Genomic DNA, 16,119 nt, shown 5'->3' with positions numbered 1-16,119 from the left:
TAGACCATGGCATCGATGCCGACGCGCCGGAGCGCCGCGGCGGTGGCAAGCCCGCCCATGCCGGCACCGACGATCGCAACCGAAAGCGGCTTCGCCATCGCTCCCCACCCCTGTCGTCGCGCGGCCCCGACGGCCGTGTTATTATCTTACGCTCACGCCGGCTGGAATCCGGCCCGCGCCAGCGCCGCGCGACTCTCGTCCGAGGCGAGCGCGTCCAGAAAAGCCTGCACCGCCGGACGCTGCTTGCGCGCGCTCACCAGCGCGAAATCATAATGCTCTTCGCTAAGCGGAATGAAACCGAGGCCGGACGCATGGGCGACCGGCGCGATGGTCATGCCCCAGTCGGCGCGATGCTGCGCCACCGCAGCGGCCACCGCATTATGCGAGCGCGGCTGATTCCAGTAGCCCTCCGGCCGCGCACCGCCGAGCAGGCGGTCGATCAGCATGCGCGTGCCGGCACCCTGGTTGCGATTGACCATGATGCAGGCGGCATCGGCAAGCGCGGCAGCGACGGCGTCCTTTGCGCTCAGGCCTTCGAAGCGCTTGTCGCCCTGGCGGAACACGATGCCCTGCATCCGCCGCCAGCCCGGCACCAGTTCGAGCCCGTCGGCAAGGTAAGGTGCGTTGTAGGTCTCGGTCTTGTCGTCGAACAGATGGATCGGCGCGAGGTCGCACTCGCCGCGCCGCGCCGCCGCCAATCCGCCGAGACTGCCCACCGCAATCGAGCGCACGGAAAGACCTGCGCGCGCGAGCGGCGCGGTGACGAGATCGAGCCCCGTACAATGACTGCCAATGATGACGAGATCGGGCACGCGTACATGCGGCGTGAACAGCGTCACTTCCGCCTGGCTGCCGGCCAGCATCTGGTCGGCGAGCGCATCGATGCGCAGGAAGCCGTCAGCCTGCGCGAACGACGTGATCGCGCCGGAGCCCTTTCCCGAGGGGTAAGCGATCAGTCCGTCCTTGCCATCGACCAGCGACACCATCACGAACTCGGTGCGGCCGAGCTCGGAGGCAATCCGCACCGGCACCTTCGCGCTCACTTTGGCATCCGTGCGCGGCGGCAGGCCCGCCATCTGCCGCAGCACCGGCACGATCATGTCGTGGAAGGTGAACATTGCCGAGGTCGGAAAGCCCGGCAGGATCACCACCGGCTTGCCGCCGCAGACCGCAAGGCACAGCGGCTTACCGGGCTTCAGCGCAACGCCATGGGCGATGATGCCAGGCTGGCCGAGGCGTCCGATGATGCGATGGGACACGTCACCCGCGCCTTTCGACGTGCCGCCCGACAGCACCAGCATGTCGGCCTCCACCAGCGCCGTGCGCATCGCCGTCTCGAGCTCGGCCTCGTCGTCCGGAATGGCGCCGACGAAATGCGCCGCGCCGCCGTTCTCGTCGATCGCGGCAGTAACGATCGCGCCATTGGTGTCGTAGATCGCCGCGGGCGCGAGCACTTCGCCGGGCTGCACCAGTTCGTCGCCGGTCGAGACGACCGCAACGCGCGGCTTGCGCACGACCCTGACCTCGGCCATGCCACAGGCAGCTAACATTCCGATCTCGCGCGAGCCGATGATCGTGCCACTGCGCAGCAGAGCTTCGCCACGCGCGATGTCCGAGCCGGCATAGGACACGAACTGGCCCGGCGAAGCCGCGCGGCGGACCTCGATCGCGGCGTTCCCTGCCGGCTGGGTGTGCTCGACCATGACCACCGCATCGGCGCCGCGCGGCAGCGGGCCGCCGGTTGCGATTGCCGTCGCCGTACCGGAGGCGACCTGAAGGACCGGCGCGGTGCCGCAGGCGATGATCTCGCCATTCAGGGCGAGACGGACAGGCGCGGCTTCGCTGGCTGCGGCAAGATCTGCGGAGCGGATGGCAAAGCCGTCGACATTAGAGCGGTCGAAGGGCGGCACGTCGATCGGCGCAAAGACGTCTTCGGCCAGCGCGCTTCCGAGCGCAGCCGCAAGTGTGCGGATCTCGCTCGGCAGCGCGCGGGGGAACAACGCGGCCTCAAAGCGCGCCAGCGCCTCCTCGCGGGAGAGGATCTTGAGAAACTGTTCCTGATCGACCGGACTGCGGTCGTTCGGCTGCGGAATCCTGTTCATGCCGGAACCCATATCATTCCCGCATCAGATAGGCATCGACCGGCGCGCCCGCCGCGAAGCCTTCACTGTCGCCGGGGACGAGCAGCCATGCATCGGCACCGGCGATCGACTGCAAGGCCAGCTCACCGACCGCAAGCGGTAGCCAGCCGCCTTGTTCCTCGGCCAGCAGCGCGATCTCCGCCAGTCCGACGTTTGATGCGATCTTGCGGACGAGCGGCAAGGTGGCGGATTTGCGCGAAACCCGCACCGATAGATGATCCAGCACCGGTCGGACCAACGCGAGCCAAACCGCAAATGCCTGATCCGGCGCACCCGGCAGCGCTATGACGGGAACTGATCTGAGCTTTCCGATCGCCGCCGTACGTCCCGGCTGCATCGCAATGCCGTGGGCCAGGACCTCGCCGGAATCGGCCAGCGCGGTGACGGCGGCATCGCGGCGACCGACACCGGTGCCGCCGACGGTCAGCAGCAAGTCGCAGGCCGAGACGTCGAGCGCGTTCGCGATCGACGCCGCATCGCGTCCAACTGCGTCAGCCACGGTCACTTCGGCACCCGCGGCTCGCGCCAGGTCCACAACAAGCAGCGCAGCGGTCTTGCCACCATGCGTGTTGACCACGTGCAGCCGCGGACGTCGCACGCTCAACGTCTCCACGGCTGCCGCTCGCGCCAGCAGCAGTTCGCCGGTACGAACAGGCATGCCCTCCGCGACGATCGAGGTGCCGGCGGCCACGTCGCTGCCCCCGCGCCGCACGCCCTGCCCCGGCAGGCCTTCCACCAGCACCTGGCTGATCGGCCCCACAGTGTCGAGCACATCGGCATCGAGCACGCAGTCGCATCCCTCAGGCATCGCATCGCCGGCCTCGACCCAAGCTGGAGGCGCTGTCAATGGCAGCGGCGAGTAGGAGGACGCGCCGACGAGATCGCCGGCGCGCAACGCCCAGCCGTCCGTGGCAGCGATATCGTGCGGCGGATAAGCGCCAAGCGGCGGCATCCCGGCCGCGACGCAGCCGAGCACTTCGGTGAGCGGCAAATTGACCGGCGCAACCGGCTCAACGCCGCGCAGCAGCGCAGCGAGGACAAAATCGAGAGGCGTGAGCGACGGCGGCAGGCGCTGGGTCATCCCTCAGATGGACCACGCAGCGCTCGGTTTGGCAACTCGCCTATTCAGGCTTCCTGGTAGCATCCGGAAAGAACAGCTGCTGGCCGTCGACCTTGTAGCCGGCGATTGCGGCCTGGCCGTCCGGCGAGATCAGCCAGTCGATGAAGGTCTGCCCCAACTCTTTCTTCACCGACGGATACTTTTCGGGATTCACCAGCATCACGCCATATTGGTTGAACAGCCGCTTGTCGCCCTCGACGACGATGTCGAGATCGCCGCGGTTCTTGAACGAGATCCAAGTGCCACGATCGGAGAGCACATAGGCATTCATCGCACTTGCGGTGTTGAGCGCCGCGCCCATGCCTTGCCCGATCTCGCGATACCAGGCGCCCTTGGCGCTCGCGATATCGATGCCGGCGATGATCCAGAGCGCGAGCTCGGCTGCATGGGTGCCGGAGCGGTCGCCGCGCGAAACGAACGGCGCGCCCTTCGCCTCGATCGCCTTCAGCGCGGTCGCGATGTCCTTGCCCTTGACGCCGGCGGGATCGCTCTTCGGCCCGATCAGCACGAAGTCGTTGTACATCACGTCAAAACGCTTCACGCCAAATCCGTCGGCAACGAATCTCTCTTCCTGCGGTTTCGCATGCACGAATACGACATCGGCATCACCGCGGCGCGCGGTGTCGAGTGCCTGTCCGGTACCTTGCGCGATCACCTTCACGTCGATGCCGGTCTTGGCCTTGAACATCGGCAATAGGTAGCCGAACAGACCGGAGTCCTGCGTCGACGTCGTCGAGGCCAGGACGATCGAGCGATCCTCGGCCGACGAAGTCGAACAGACCAAGGCGGTGCCCAGCAACATCGCGAGCGCAAGGAACGGGCGGCGAGAGGCCATCAGAAAACTCCCCTTCAAATCACGAGATCTCCGCGCAGGAAGGCCTGCGCTTCCGGCGTCGACGGATGGTCCAGAAATTCACTCGTCCGCGCGCGCTCGCACAGCGTCCCGCACGCGAGGAAGACCACCTCGCCCGCAAGCCGCCGCACCTGGCCGAGATCGTGCGAGGCCATCACGATCTTGATGCCGGATTGCGCCGCGCTCGTGACGATCTCTTCCACCGCGCGCGTCGCGGCAGGATCGAGATTGGCGGTCGGCTCGTCCAGCAGGAGAAGCTCGGGATCGCGCGCGAGCGCCCTAGCCAGCGCGAGCCGCTGCTGCTCGCCACCGGAGAGAAGCCGCGCCGGACGGTGCGCGAGATCGGCAAGGCCGACCCGCTCCAGCAGCGCCGCCGCGCGCATCGTCCGGTGCGCGTGCGGCGCGCCGGCCTGCGCCAGGGCGTAGGTGACGTTGGCCAAAGCGGTGCGCCGCAACATCACCGGGCGCTGGAACACGAAGGCGCGGCGCGTCGGCGCCGGATCGCTGCGGCCGCCCCAGCTGATGCGGCCACTCGTCGGCGCCACGAGTCCCATGCACAGCCGCAAAAGGCTGGTCTTGCCGGAGCCGTTGGGACCGACCAGCAGAGTCGGCGCACCCAGCGTGATCGTGAGGCTGATGCGATCGAGAATCGCGGCCGCGCCCCTCTGTAGCATGACGTCATGGAGCACCACGGGAAGATCGCTGACCGGCGCCCGCATGGTCACCCCATCACCCGTTGCGACCAGACGCGCGTACCCCAGGCGGCCGCATTGATGGCGAGCACGATGACGATCAGAATCGCGCCGAGGCCCATTGCCAGCGGCAGATTGCCTTTGGAAGTCTCGAGCGCAACGGTGGTCGTCATGGTGCGGGTAAAGCCGTCGATATTGCCGCCGACGATCATGACCGCGCCGACCTCCGCCGCAGCGCGGCCGAAGCCGGCCAGCAGCGCCGTAAGCAGGCTGAAGCGCGCATCCCACAGCAGCGTCGTCATGCGGCCGACCGGGCCGACATTCATGGCGCGAAGCTCATCGCGATACTCGACCCAGAGATCCTCCACAGTCTGCCGGGTCAGCGCGGCGATGATCGGCACGATCAGCACCGTCTGCGCGATCACCATCGCCGCCGGCGTGAAGAGGATGCCGAGCTCGCCGAGTGGCCCCGCGCGCGACAGCAGCAGATAGAGCGCAAGCCCGACCACGACCGGCGGCAGGCCCATCATCGCGTTGAGCAGCACGACCAGCACGGCGCGTCCCGGAAAATGCGTCAGCGCCAGCAACGCACCGAGCGGCATACCGATTGCTGACGCCAGCGCGACCGCCGCAAGGCTCACACCAAGTGAGAGCCTTACGATCGCCAGCAACGCAGGATCGCCGCTGAGGATGAGTTGCAAAGCACTGAGATGATCGGGCATGGTTCCCATAGGATGACATTGAACTGCAGAAATTCCGGGCTGCGTCAAATGCCAAAAAGTAAACAAAGATATGCATAGGAATGCAGAATGGAATTCCTGACGACGAGTGAGGCGGCGGACTACCTCAGGCTGGGGGAGCGCAAGCTTTATGAGCTCGTCACCAACGGGGCCATCCCCTGTAGCAAGGTGACGGGCAAGTGGTTGTTCCCGCGCCACGAACTCGATTTATGGGTGCTGTCGGGCCTGGCGCGTCCGGCCGGCATGCGGGCCACCGAGCCGCCGCCGATCGTCGGCGGCAGTCAGGACAGCCTGTTGGAATGGAGCCTGCGAGAATCCGGCTCCGGCCTCGCTTCGCTCAACGAAGGCACGGCACGGGGGCTGGAACGGCTGCAGCGCGACGAGGTGATGGCGGCGGCGCTGCATTTTCACGGCCTCGACAGCTCGGATAATTTCGCCAACGACGCCAATGCCGCAGCCTTGCGCACCGCCCCGGACCTGCACGATGCGGTGCTGGTCGGCCTGGTGCGCCGCGAGCAGGGCCTGCTGGTCCCGCCAGGCAACCCAAAGGGGCTGCGCAGCCTGCCGGACGTGCTCGCGCTCGGGGCCAGCATGGCGCTGCGACAAGAGGGCGCAGGCGCGCAGATGCTGCTCGACGTGCTGCTCAAGCGCGCAGGCGCCTCCTCTCGGGATCTGCGCCGGCTGGACGGACCGAGCCTCACTGGACCCGACCTCGCCGCCACGATCCGCGCCGGCCATGCCGATTGCGGCGTCGCAACGCGCTCGGCGGCAAGGTCGGCCGGCCTCGATTTTGTCCCGCTGCTCTGGGAAAATTTTGATCTCGCAATGCGGCAGCGCAGCTATTTCCGCCCGCCGATGCAGGCGCTGATCCGGTTCCTCAACGAGAAGAAGCTGCGCCAGCATGCCGAGGCGCTGACCGGCTACGATCCCTCAGCGGCCGGGCAGATCCGCTTCGCTGCCTGATGCGCGTTGACGCCCGGCCCCAAATAGTTGCAAAAGAAACCAATTCAGCCGGGCCATACCCGGCCGCGATCGAGGAAACAGCGGCCAACGAGCCGCATGAGGGGAGGAATAGCGTGACTCCAGGCAGAACAGGACTGTCCGTCGTGGCCGCGGTCGCGGCGGTGGCGCTGCTGTCGGGCGCCGCTTTCGCGCAGGTGTCCGACGACGTCGTCAAGATCGGCGTGCTCACCGACATGAACGGACCGGCCTCGACGCCGACCGGACAGGGCTCGGTGACGGCGGCGCAGATGGCGATCGACGATTTCGGCGGCACCGTGCTCGGCAAGCCGATCAGCGTGGTGGTCGGCGACCATCAGCTCAAGCCCGATATCGGCGCCGCGCTGGCACGGCGCTGGTACGACGTCGACCAGGTCGACCTCATCGTCGACGTGCCGGTGTCGGCGGTAGGACTGGCGGTGCAGAACATCGCCAACGAGAAGAAAAAGCTCTTCATCACCCATTCGACGGGCACGGCCGACTTCCACGGCAAATTCTGCTCGCCCTATGCGATCCAGTGGGTATTCGACACCCGCGCGCTCGCGGTCGGCACCGCGCAGGCGGTGGTCAAGCGCGGCGGCGACAGCTGGTTCTTCATCACCGACGACTACGCTTTCGGACACTCGCTGGAGCGCGATGCCTCCGCGGTCGTGACCGCCAATGGCGGCAAGGTGCTCGGCTCGGTGCGACCGCCCTTGGCGACGCCCGACCTCTCCTCCTTCGTGCTGCAGGCGCAGGCCTCGAAGGCCAAGATCATCGGCATTGCCGCCGGCCCCCCGAACAACATGAACGAGATCAAGACCGGTGCCGAGTTCGGCGTGTTCAAAGGCGGCCAGCAGATGGCGGCGCTGCTCGCGCTGATCACCGATATCCACGGCCTCGGCCTTCAGGCCGCGCAGGGCCTGTTGCTGACGACCTCGTTCTATTGGGACATGGACGACAAGACCCGCGAATGGGCAAAGCGCTATTTCGCCAAGATGAACCGGATGCCGACGATGTGGCAGGCCGGCGTCTATTCGTCCGTGATGCATTATCTCAACGCCATCAAGGAAACCGGCACCGACGATCCGCTCAAGGTCGCGGCGAAGATGCGCGAGAAACCGATCGAGGACTTCTTCGCCCGCAACGGCAAGCTGCGCGAGGACAATCTGATGGTGCACGACCTCTGGCTGGTGCAGGTCAAGTCACCCGAGGAAAGCAAATATCCCTGGGACTATTACAAGATCCTCGCGACGATCTCCGGCGACCAGGCGTTCGGCCCGCCCGATCCGGCCTGCGCGCTGGTGAAGAAGTGACCGCGTAGTAGCGAACCCGCAATCTCGAGATTCCGGGCTCGCGCTTTTGCGCGCCCCGGAATGACGGTCGCCTTGAGCGACCGTCACTTCACCACGCCGATCTCGCGGAAATATTTCATCACGCCGGGATGAATCAATTCCGGCTTCGGCGCGGCCGCGACGGTGTTCGCGGCCGTGGTCTCGCAGGCCTGCGCGAGCTTCTTGCAGAACACGGCCTCGACGCCGTGCAGCGTCTTCGCCAGGCGATAGGCGACATCGTCGGGCAGGTCCTCGCGCGTGAGCACGAAGCTCCATGAGCCGAGCGAGGCGATCGCCTCGGCCTGCTTCGGATAGGAACCGGCCGGCACCGTCAGCGGCTTGAGGAAGGAGTGTTTTGCGCGGATGCGCGCGATCTCGTCGGCATCGGGCGCAATGAAGCGCGCGCCGGATGCGCTTGATGCGACCGTGGCAAAGCCGGGCCAGCCGATGCCGGCGCCCCATAGCGCGGCGACCCGGCCGTCTTCCACCATCGCGGGACCGTCGCCGGCACGGTCGAGATAGATCGCCTTGAAGTCCTCGTCCTGCTTGAGGCCGAGGCCGTCGAGCACGTACCGCGACAGGATCGGCAGGCCCGAGCCCTTCGCGCCGAACGCCACCGGCTGGCCGACGAGGTCGCGGATGGTCTTGTACGGGCTATCCGCCCGCACCACGAACATGCCGGGATTGGAATAGATCGCCGTCAGAATTTTCAGCGCTACCTTCGCGCGACCGATGCCGGCGAAGGCCTCGTAGGCCGGCTCGCCCGCGACCAAAGCGAGGTCGAGCTCGCCCTTCTCGAGCAGCGGAATGTTCTCGTTGCTGCCCTTGGTGTTGCGCGGGGCAATCGCGAGCGCAGGATCGGCCGCGTTCATCACGTCGGCGAAGGCGTTGCCATAGAGCGGGAAGCCGCCGCCGGGGGTTGCGGTGCCGAGGCTGATCGTCGTTTTTGAAATGGCCTTGTCTCCGTTTTCTTGGTTTTGGGCCGAGGCTGCGCCTGCAAGCAGCACCATGCCCAGCATGATCAGCGAACGAAGTTTCATGGGGGCTCCTCGGCGCACTGCGGCAACACTAGACTTGTGACGATGTAGGCAACCGCACGATTTTATGGAAGCATGGCGGCAACAACAATAAAGTTATGGGAGGCGTCATGTCGGGAGTCTTGCGTCGCGGTCTTTTCGGTCTCGCTCTTCTTTCCGCCCTCGCCGGCGTTTCACCCCCCGCCTCCGCCGCCGACTACCCGAACCGCCCGGTGCACTGGCTGATCGGCTTTGCCGCGGGCGGCCCCGTGGACATCGTGGCGCGGATCATGGCGCAATGGCTGTCGGATCGTTTCGGCCAGCAGTTCATCGTGGAGAACCGCACCGGAAGCGGCGGCAATATCGCGGCCGCCGCGGCGATCAACGCTGCACCCGACGGCTATACGCTGCTGTTCGTCGCGCCCAACAACGCGATCTCGACCTCGCTGTACAAGAAGCTGCCGTTCGACTTCCTGCGCGACACGACGCCGGTCGCGAGCATCATGCAGCTCACCAACATGCTGGTCGTCTCCAATGCGATGCCGGTGAAGACCGTCCAGGAGTTCATCGACTACTGCAAGGCCAATCCCGGCCAGATCTCCTATGCGTCCTCCGGCAACGGAACCTCCGTGCACATGTCGGCGGAGCTGTTCAAGGCGATGACCAAATGCGACATGGTGCACGTGCCCTATCGGGGATCTGCGATCGCCTTCCCCGACATCATCTCCAACAAGGTGCAGCTGATCTTCGACAACCTGCCCTCCGCGCTGGAGCAGGCGCGCGGCGGCAATGTCCGCGCGCTCGGCGTCACCTCGCCACAACGCTGGCCGAGCGTGCCTGACGTTCCCGCCATCGCCGAGACGGTGCCGGGATTCGAATCGGTCGGCTTCTACGGCATCTCGGCGCCCAAGGGTACGCCACCGGAGATCGTCGATCTCCTCAACAAGGCCGTCGGCGAGGCGCTGAAGGACCCGAAGCTGGTGGCACGGCTGGCCGAGACCGGCGGCATCCCGAGGCCGATGACGCCGGCCGAGTTCGGCAAGCTGGTTACCGACGAGACCGAGAAATGGCGCAAGGTGGTGGAGTTTGCGGGGGTGTCGGTGGATTGAGAGGAGGCCATTGCGGCGAATCCCGCCGGTGGCCGAGACCCGCAACGATCAAAAACTGAAAAACAACCCCATGCAAAGTAGCCAAGGGGCCAGCACGATCTCCTACGCCTTTTCCGAAGCCAATTGACACGTCGGGCAAATCACCGGCACAATTGCCTTATCGGGCCCGTCTCGGCAGACTGCCCAATCCACCGCGGCGGCGCGCGCGGGGTCGGCATTGCACCCTCGGCTCAAGCCTTGTAAACGAACCGCGCACCGTTGCCGGTCGCCGTCCTGCGGCCGCCTCGCGGCGGGGCCTGTAGCTCAATGGTTAGAGCCGGCCGCTCATAACGGTCTGGTTGCAGGTTCGAGTCCTGCCGGGCCCACCAGCAAATCAATCCAGACAACACATTAGGGGTTGCGGTAACCGCGTTCCTGCAGCACCCGGCTATTGCCGTCCGGGTCCGAGAAGTTGGCGAAGCTGGCATAGTCTCTGCGCGCGGGGTCGAGTCCGGATGCGAAACGTCCGTCCCAGGCATCAATTGGTATCTTGTGCCTGATCTCGCCGACCTCGACACCGCGTTCGAGCAGGCGGCTCCGCACCGCGTCGAGGTCGGTCACGACGAGATAAATGTCGCGGGCTGATCCCGCGGCTGCGTCGGTCAGTCCCTTGCCGATCTGTATCGAGCAAGACGATCCTGGCGGCGTGAGTTGCACGACGCGGAACGCGTCGTTCGGTGCATAGTCGACATCGAGCGTGAAGCCAACCCGATCGACATAAAACCGCAGTGCGCGATCGACATCACTCACCGGCAACGTGATCACCTCGACCGAGAACTTCACCACCGCCGCTGTACGATTTGTATTCATCGCCTCATCCCTTCACAAATCGATGACGACGTCACTCGTCGGCTGTGAGCAGCAAATAAGGAGGTTGCCGTCGGCGGGCTGATCGAGTGGCTCCGGTCCATAGGCAACCGCGCCCGAAACCAGACCGCTCTCGCAGTTGTGACAAACACCGGTCCGGCACGACCAACGGACCGGGACATCGCAAGCCTCGGCCAACTCCAGGATGCTTTGGTAGGAGGACACCTTCCAATGTGCGGCGACGCCGCTTCGCGCGAAAGAGACCAACGGGCCAGTGTCGGCGTCGCCCTCGGGCGGGTGCGGGACGCGCGTCCCCGTACCAACGAAACCCGGGTTCATCGGCTCGCGGCCATTGAAGGTCTCGGTATAAACTCGTGCGGGCGCGACACCCAGGTCTGCAAGCGCCTCCTTCATGTCTGCCATGAAGCGAGCCGGCCCGCAGATATAGACATCCGCTTCTCTCGCGATACCGACCTTGTCCAAGGCTGATCGCGACAGACGGCCGATCGCGTCGAAACCCTCGCCCATCTCGTCGCGCTGGTCCGGCCTGCTGTAACAAACATAGTGGCGGCCGTGGGTGAGCGCGGGCATGAGGCGGCGGACTTCGGCGTCAAAGGGATGATGCTGCCCATCGCGAGCCGCGTGCAGCCACAACACTCGCCGCGCCGAGCGCGCGGCTGCCAGTGCGTGCAGCATTGCCAGAACAGGCGTCGCTCCAATTCCCGCGCTGAGCAACACCACCGGCCGCTCTCCAGACTGCAGGACGAAACCTCCGCGCGGCGCGCTGACGTCGAGGACGTCCCCCAGACGGACTTGCTCCTGGAAATACGTTCCTGCCGCCCCGTTCGGCTCGATCTTCACACTGATCCGATAGCGGTCGGTCGAAGGCGGACCGGAGAGCGAATAGCTGCGAAGGAGCGGTGGGCCGCCGCCGGTTCGCTTGAGGCGCAGGACGACGTACTGGCCCGGCAGCGGCTGTGACAGCGGCTTGCCACCCGGATGCCGCATCGACACAGAGAGGACGTCTGCGGATTCCTGATCGATCGCCACCACCGCGAGCGGCTGAAATCCCGGCGCCACCGGATGCGCCGCCGCTGCCGGCACGAGCCCCGCGTTTCCACTCCCACCGGCGGTCGTCTGGCTCTGCAACAGTGCTTCGAACGATGCGCGCCATCCCGGCGAAAGCGCCTCGATCCGCAAGGCGCGCTGCAATCGATCGCGCGCATGATCGGACAAATAGAGCAGCGCGTTGATCTCGGCGACGGTCATTCGCTCGTTCGCCTCTCCTACTTTCACGATTTCGTCGCCGGCGCCTACCATGCCTTCCCTCAGGACGCGAAAATAGAATCCCGGCCGACCGCTGGATGTCAGCAACGCCGGCATCCGCGGCTCGTCGGTCCGAATGCCGACGCGATAGCAGGTGACGCGAGGCTGCGTGACCTCGAACAGGGCGCTGCCGATCTGAAAACGATCGCCGATGCAAACGGCATCGTCAGGCAATCCTTCGATCGTTAAATTCTCGCCGAACTGTCCATGGACGAAGTCAGTTCTGTTCAATTGTTCCTGCCAGTAGCGATAGGATTCGATTTGATAGACGAAGGCGGCTCGCTGTTCGCCGCCGTGGCCAGCCAAATCGGCTTGGCCGTCTCCTTCCAGATTCAACCGGCCGACGCGGCACCGGCCGTGGACGGGACTTTTCCAGATCGCGGTGCGTACAATGCGGCCCTTCCATTCGATATCACGCGGAAGTCCGACGTTCACGGACAGTAGTCGAGCCATGTGTCGCTTCGCCTTGATTGAGGGGACCGCAAACCAGCCTAGCCGCTCGCAGCGCGGTCCAGTTCGGCGAGGTCGAGGTTGCGATCGGGGCCGTGCGGAACCACCGACTGACCAGGCTCAAGACGGAGCTGGGTGCCGTCGAGATGCACAGTCACGATATCAGGCTCGAACGACACCAGGTTCGAGATGCGGCGAACCTCGGGATAGGCGTCGGGATACGACCATGCTGCCTGACGCGCGTCGCCAATCGAGTAATAGCTACAGAGTCCCTTGTACGGGCAGAACGTCTGGAGCTTGACAGGCGTGAGAGCTGATGCGTCGATGTCATCGCGTGGAACGTACCAGCGTGGTGCGAAACCCGACTCGTAGAGAACCAGCGGCCGCTTGGTATCGGCGATGATCCGGTCGCCTTGGCGGACTACGAGGTTGCGGGAGGTCTGGCGAATGTCTATGCGATGGTAGGGATCCGCGGCATGGCCTAGGATACGCTCGTCTTCTTCGTAGAAAGCGTCCATGGCGCGCCAGGCGAACGCAACGCGTCCCTGCAATTCGCTCGCGTGCGCGGGCAGGCCGGTGTGCTGCCACGCTCCTCGCGCAGCTATGTGCTGCTCGTCCGCTCGCACGCTATACCAGGAAGTGAGCCCGAGATCCGAGTGTTGAGTCGTATTGTCGGTCATTTCCAACACATGGGGAGATATGTCGGCCTCCGGAAAGTAGGCAACCGGATAGCGGCCTGGCTCGAACAGCAGGAGAACATTCTCGCTTTCGGCGATCCAACGGCCTCCGAAGCGCACGCGCATGCGTCTGCGCAATCGCTCGACGTACAACAGCTTCTTGGGCAGCGGTTCGGGTACTATGAACTTGCCGAGTGCTCCCGTTGAGAGAGGACCTTGTTGCCAGGACAATCCCACGGCTTTCTCCTATCTGGTTGGATGATCGGGGCGCCGCGCACCGTCGATTCTGTCATCGCCGACGGACGGCCGTCGATCTGCCGGTCAGCCCAGCGTCTTCATCCAGGCTGCGATGGCACTGCCAATCTCGTCCGGCGAGTCTTCCTGGACGAAATGGACTCCCTTGACCGTCACTTCGGTCTGCGCTGGCAAGCTTCGGGCTAGTTCAAGAACCTTGCCCTCCGCGAGGATTCCACCGGGCTCGGCCTTCAGGAACAGCTTCGGCACGCGGCTGCTCTTCAGCCAGTCCGCGTAGGCGTCCACGACCGCCGTTACGTCGGCAGGATCGCCTTCGATCGGGATTTCCCGGGGGAACGTCAGCGTCGGACGCCGACCCTCGCCGGCTTCGGTGAATGGCCGGCGGTACTCCGCCATCTCCGCGTCCGAGAGCTTGCGCAGTATCGCCCCCGGCAAGACCTTCTCGATGAAGAAGTTGTCTTGCAGGACCATCTGCTCACCGGCTTCGGAGCGCAGCGCCTCCAGGACCGGGCGCATTCCGAACTTGTCCCAGTGGTCCCAATACTGTCGTCCCACCATCGCCTCCATATACGCGATACCCCTCACGGCATCGCGATGGTGGTTGGCCCAGTCGAAGCCGAGAGTGGAGCCCCAGTCGTGAATGACCAAAGTGACGCGCTCGCGCACATTCAGCGCCTCGAGCAGGGCGCCGAGGTAACGGCGGTGCTCGACGAACCGATAGGAACCAGGCCCACTCTCGGGCAGCTTGTCTGAGTCGCCCATACCGATCAGATCGGGGGCGATGCAGCGGCCCAGCGGCTCCAAGTGCGGCAACACGTTGCGCCACAAGTACGACGATGTTGGATTGCCATGCAGTAGTATGATGGGATCCCCCTTTCCCACCTCCACGTACGCCATCTCGCGGCCAAGGACCTTGCGCCACTGCTTTTTGTAAGGAAACGCCGCAGATATCATGATTGCTTCTCCTCACCGATTGTTAAGCTGACCGTGCCCACCGTTCTTAGATGACTGATTGCGCTGAACGTTCTCCTCCGGGCGTGGCTCGGCTTGAGCTAGTTTCCCGAGCAGCCAGAAGATTTCCGATACTCCCTGCCGTAAGCGATCCTCGTTGGAGCGAGCGTTGGGGTGATCATGGAAATGGCAAGCCTGTCGGCAGATCGGGTGCTGTTGCTGGGACTATTACAGGTCATCCAAAATGGCGTCCCTTGCACCAGCCGCCTTCGCGCAAGGTCTGGGCCTCCTCGCTTATCTCCCGATGGCGCCGCGGCCTGTCACCCGCGAAAAACTGTGCGAGTTGTTTTGGGACGCCGCGGACGCCCCAGAAGCGAGTTGCGCTGGTGCCTTTCCAAGCTACGCCCGCTGGTCGATCGGCCGACGACGACGCGGATCATCGCCGACCGCAAGCAGGTCTGGATCGATACAGGTTCACTCGACGTCGATGCCCAGTCTGTCGCGCGACGTACGCAGGAGACGCTAACTTTACACCAAGCGAGCTTCGGTCGCTATTGGCTTTGTTAAAGGGCGATTCTCGAAGGCCTTTCGGTCGAGGGGGTTCCGTTGCTCGAAAATTGGCTCGCCGCCCGGCGGCACCGCTTCGGTCAGCTGCGCCAACAGCTTCTCGAACGGCTTAGCTCCGTCATGCCGCCGGAGAGCGATGATAGTAAATCAATGGCTTAGCAGGCGGTCACTTCGTAGCAGTTTAGGCACCGCGCTCAGCGCCCGACCTCTAGCTTAGCTTCGAAAGAACGCAAGCAGGTCGGCATTGATCGTGGCCGCCTCGGTCGTTGGCATGCCGTGCGGGAAGCCCTTGTAGGTCTTCAGCGCACCATTCCTCAGCAGCTTTGCAGACAATGGACCGGAGTCCTCATAGGGAACGATCTGGTCGTCGTCGCCATGCATCACCAGGACCGGAACACTGATCTTCTTGAGATCCTCGGTAAAGTCGGTCTGCGAGAAAGCGACAATGCCGTCATAGTGCGCCTTGGCGCCGCCCGTCATACCCTGCCGCCACCAGTTCTGGATGACCGCCTCGGATGGCTTGGCGCCCGGCCGATTGTAGCCGTAGAACGGACCGGCCGCGAGATCTCGGTAGAACTGCGAACGGTTGGACGCGACCTGCACCTGGAAACCGTCGAATACCTCTTTCGGCAGCCCGCCAGGATTCGCCTTGGTCCTCACCATCAACGGCGGCACCGAAGCGACGAGCACAGCCTTTGCAGCCCTGCTCTCGCCGTGTCGAGCCAGGTAGCGCACCACCTCGCCGCCGCCTGTGGAGTGGCCGACATGGATGGCGTTCTTCAGGTCGAGATGCTCCGTCAGCGCCGCGAGGTCGTCGGCATAGTGATCCATATCGTGCCCGTCGGCCACTTGGGCAGACCGGCCATGGCCGCGTCGATCATGGGCGACAACGCGGTACCCGTGATTGAGAAAGAACAGCATCTGCGCGTCCCAGTCGTCGGATGACAGCGGCCATCCGTGGCTGAACACGATCGGCTGTCCCTTGCCCCAGTCCTTGTAGAATATTTCGACGCCATCCTTGGTTTTGATCGTAGGCATGGTGATATCTCCTCTGGTTCTCGATT

At 64.7% G+C, this 16,119-nt stretch carries 14 protein-coding genes and 1 tRNA gene; 4 read left to right on the top strand and 11 right to left on the bottom strand.

The window, feature by feature from the left end; genetic code table 11:
* Window positions 1–152: 152 nt before the first annotated feature.
* The 5 genes from SO156_RS18565 to SO156_RS18545 are packed head-to-tail and all read right to left on the bottom strand — an operon-like array spanning window position 153 to window position 5,528.
* Window positions 153–2,102, bottom strand: coding sequence for a molybdopterin biosynthesis protein (locus SO156_RS18565; RefSeq protein WP_498535806.1), 1,950 nt, complete (start codon window positions 2,100–2,102; stop codon window positions 153–155).
* A 13-nt stretch (window positions 2,103–2,115) separates the two neighbouring features.
* Entirely contained in the window at window positions 2,116–3,222 is a 1,107-nt protein-coding gene (locus SO156_RS18560) for a molybdopterin-binding protein (RefSeq protein WP_498535805.1), read from the bottom strand.
* A gap of 40 nt (window positions 3,223–3,262) precedes the next feature.
* Window positions 3,263–4,096, bottom strand: coding sequence for an ABC transporter substrate-binding protein (locus SO156_RS18555; RefSeq protein WP_458148162.1), 834 nt, complete (start codon window positions 4,094–4,096; stop codon window positions 3,263–3,265).
* 14 nt (window positions 4,097–4,110) lie between these two features.
* Window positions 4,111–4,833 carry an ATP-binding cassette domain-containing protein gene (locus tag SO156_RS18550; RefSeq protein ID WP_498535814.1) on the bottom strand — a complete coding sequence of 241 codons (723 nt, stop codon included), beginning with the start codon at window positions 4,831–4,833 and terminating at the stop codon, window positions 4,111–4,113.
* A 2-nt stretch (window positions 4,834–4,835) separates the two neighbouring features.
* Window positions 4,836–5,528, bottom strand: coding sequence for an ABC transporter permease (locus tag SO156_RS18545; RefSeq protein WP_458148161.1), 693 nt, complete (start codon window positions 5,526–5,528; stop codon window positions 4,836–4,838).
* An 87-nt stretch (window positions 5,529–5,615) separates the two neighbouring features.
* Here SO156_RS18545 and SO156_RS18540 point away from each other — a divergent pair, with 87 nt between their 5' ends.
* Window positions 5,616–6,509 carry a substrate-binding domain-containing protein gene (locus tag SO156_RS18540; RefSeq protein ID WP_498535804.1) on the top strand — a complete coding sequence of 298 codons (894 nt, stop codon included), beginning with the start codon at window positions 5,616–5,618 and terminating at the stop codon, window positions 6,507–6,509.
* Window positions 6,510–6,622: 113 nt separating this feature from the next.
* Window positions 6,623–7,840, top strand: a complete 1,218-nt coding sequence (locus SO156_RS18535; RefSeq protein WP_458148159.1) for an ABC transporter substrate-binding protein — start codon at window positions 6,623–6,625, stop codon at window positions 7,838–7,840.
* 83 nt (window positions 7,841–7,923) lie between these two features.
* Here the strand turns inward: SO156_RS18535 and SO156_RS18530 are convergent, their stop codons facing one another.
* A complete protein-coding gene (locus tag SO156_RS18530; RefSeq protein ID WP_498535803.1) occupies window positions 7,924–8,898 on the bottom strand; it encodes a TAXI family TRAP transporter solute-binding subunit in 975 nt (324 codons plus the stop codon).
* A gap of 107 nt (window positions 8,899–9,005) precedes the next feature.
* On the opposite strand from SO156_RS18530, the gene SO156_RS18525 reads away from it, so the two are divergent.
* Window positions 9,006–9,983, top strand: a complete 978-nt coding sequence (locus SO156_RS18525) for a Bug family tripartite tricarboxylate transporter substrate binding protein (protein ID WP_498535802.1) — start codon at window positions 9,006–9,008, stop codon at window positions 9,981–9,983.
* Between the two features lie 292 nt (window positions 9,984–10,275).
* Window positions 10,276–10,351, top strand: a tRNA-Ile gene (locus SO156_RS18520).
* 22 nt (window positions 10,352–10,373) lie between these two features.
* Here SO156_RS18520 and SO156_RS18515 read toward each other — a convergent pair.
* From SO156_RS18515 to SO156_RS18495, 5 genes are all read right to left on the bottom strand, one after another.
* Window positions 10,374–10,832, bottom strand: a complete 459-nt coding sequence (locus tag SO156_RS18515; protein WP_498535801.1) for a VOC family protein — start codon at window positions 10,830–10,832, stop codon at window positions 10,374–10,376.
* 12 nt (window positions 10,833–10,844) lie between these two features.
* Window positions 10,845–12,608 (bottom strand): MOSC domain-containing protein, encoded by a 1,764-nt coding sequence (locus SO156_RS18510; RefSeq protein ID WP_498535800.1) that lies wholly within the window; start codon window positions 12,606–12,608, stop codon window positions 10,845–10,847.
* Window positions 12,609–12,646: 38 nt separating this feature from the next.
* Window positions 12,647–13,519 (bottom strand): DUF427 domain-containing protein, encoded by an 873-nt coding sequence (locus tag SO156_RS18505; protein WP_498535799.1) that lies wholly within the window; start codon window positions 13,517–13,519, stop codon window positions 12,647–12,649.
* Window positions 13,520–13,603: 84 nt separating this feature from the next.
* Window positions 13,604–14,491: a haloalkane dehalogenase gene (locus SO156_RS18500; RefSeq protein ID WP_458151088.1), complete on the bottom strand. Its 888-nt coding sequence runs from the start codon at window positions 14,489–14,491 to the stop codon at window positions 13,604–13,606.
* 777 nt (window positions 14,492–15,268) lie between these two features.
* The gene (locus SO156_RS18495; RefSeq protein ID WP_498535798.1) at window positions 15,269–16,093 is read right to left on the bottom strand and encodes an alpha/beta fold hydrolase; all 825 of its coding nucleotides are present in this window, start codon (window positions 16,091–16,093) and stop codon (window positions 15,269–15,271) included.
* Between the last annotated feature and the right edge of the window lie 26 nt (window positions 16,094–16,119).

The organism is Bradyrhizobium sp. UFLA05-125 (assembly GCF_059803515.1).
The sequence above is the reverse complement of the archived record's forward strand: the minus strand, read 5'-3'. Positions and strand labels throughout refer to the sequence as shown.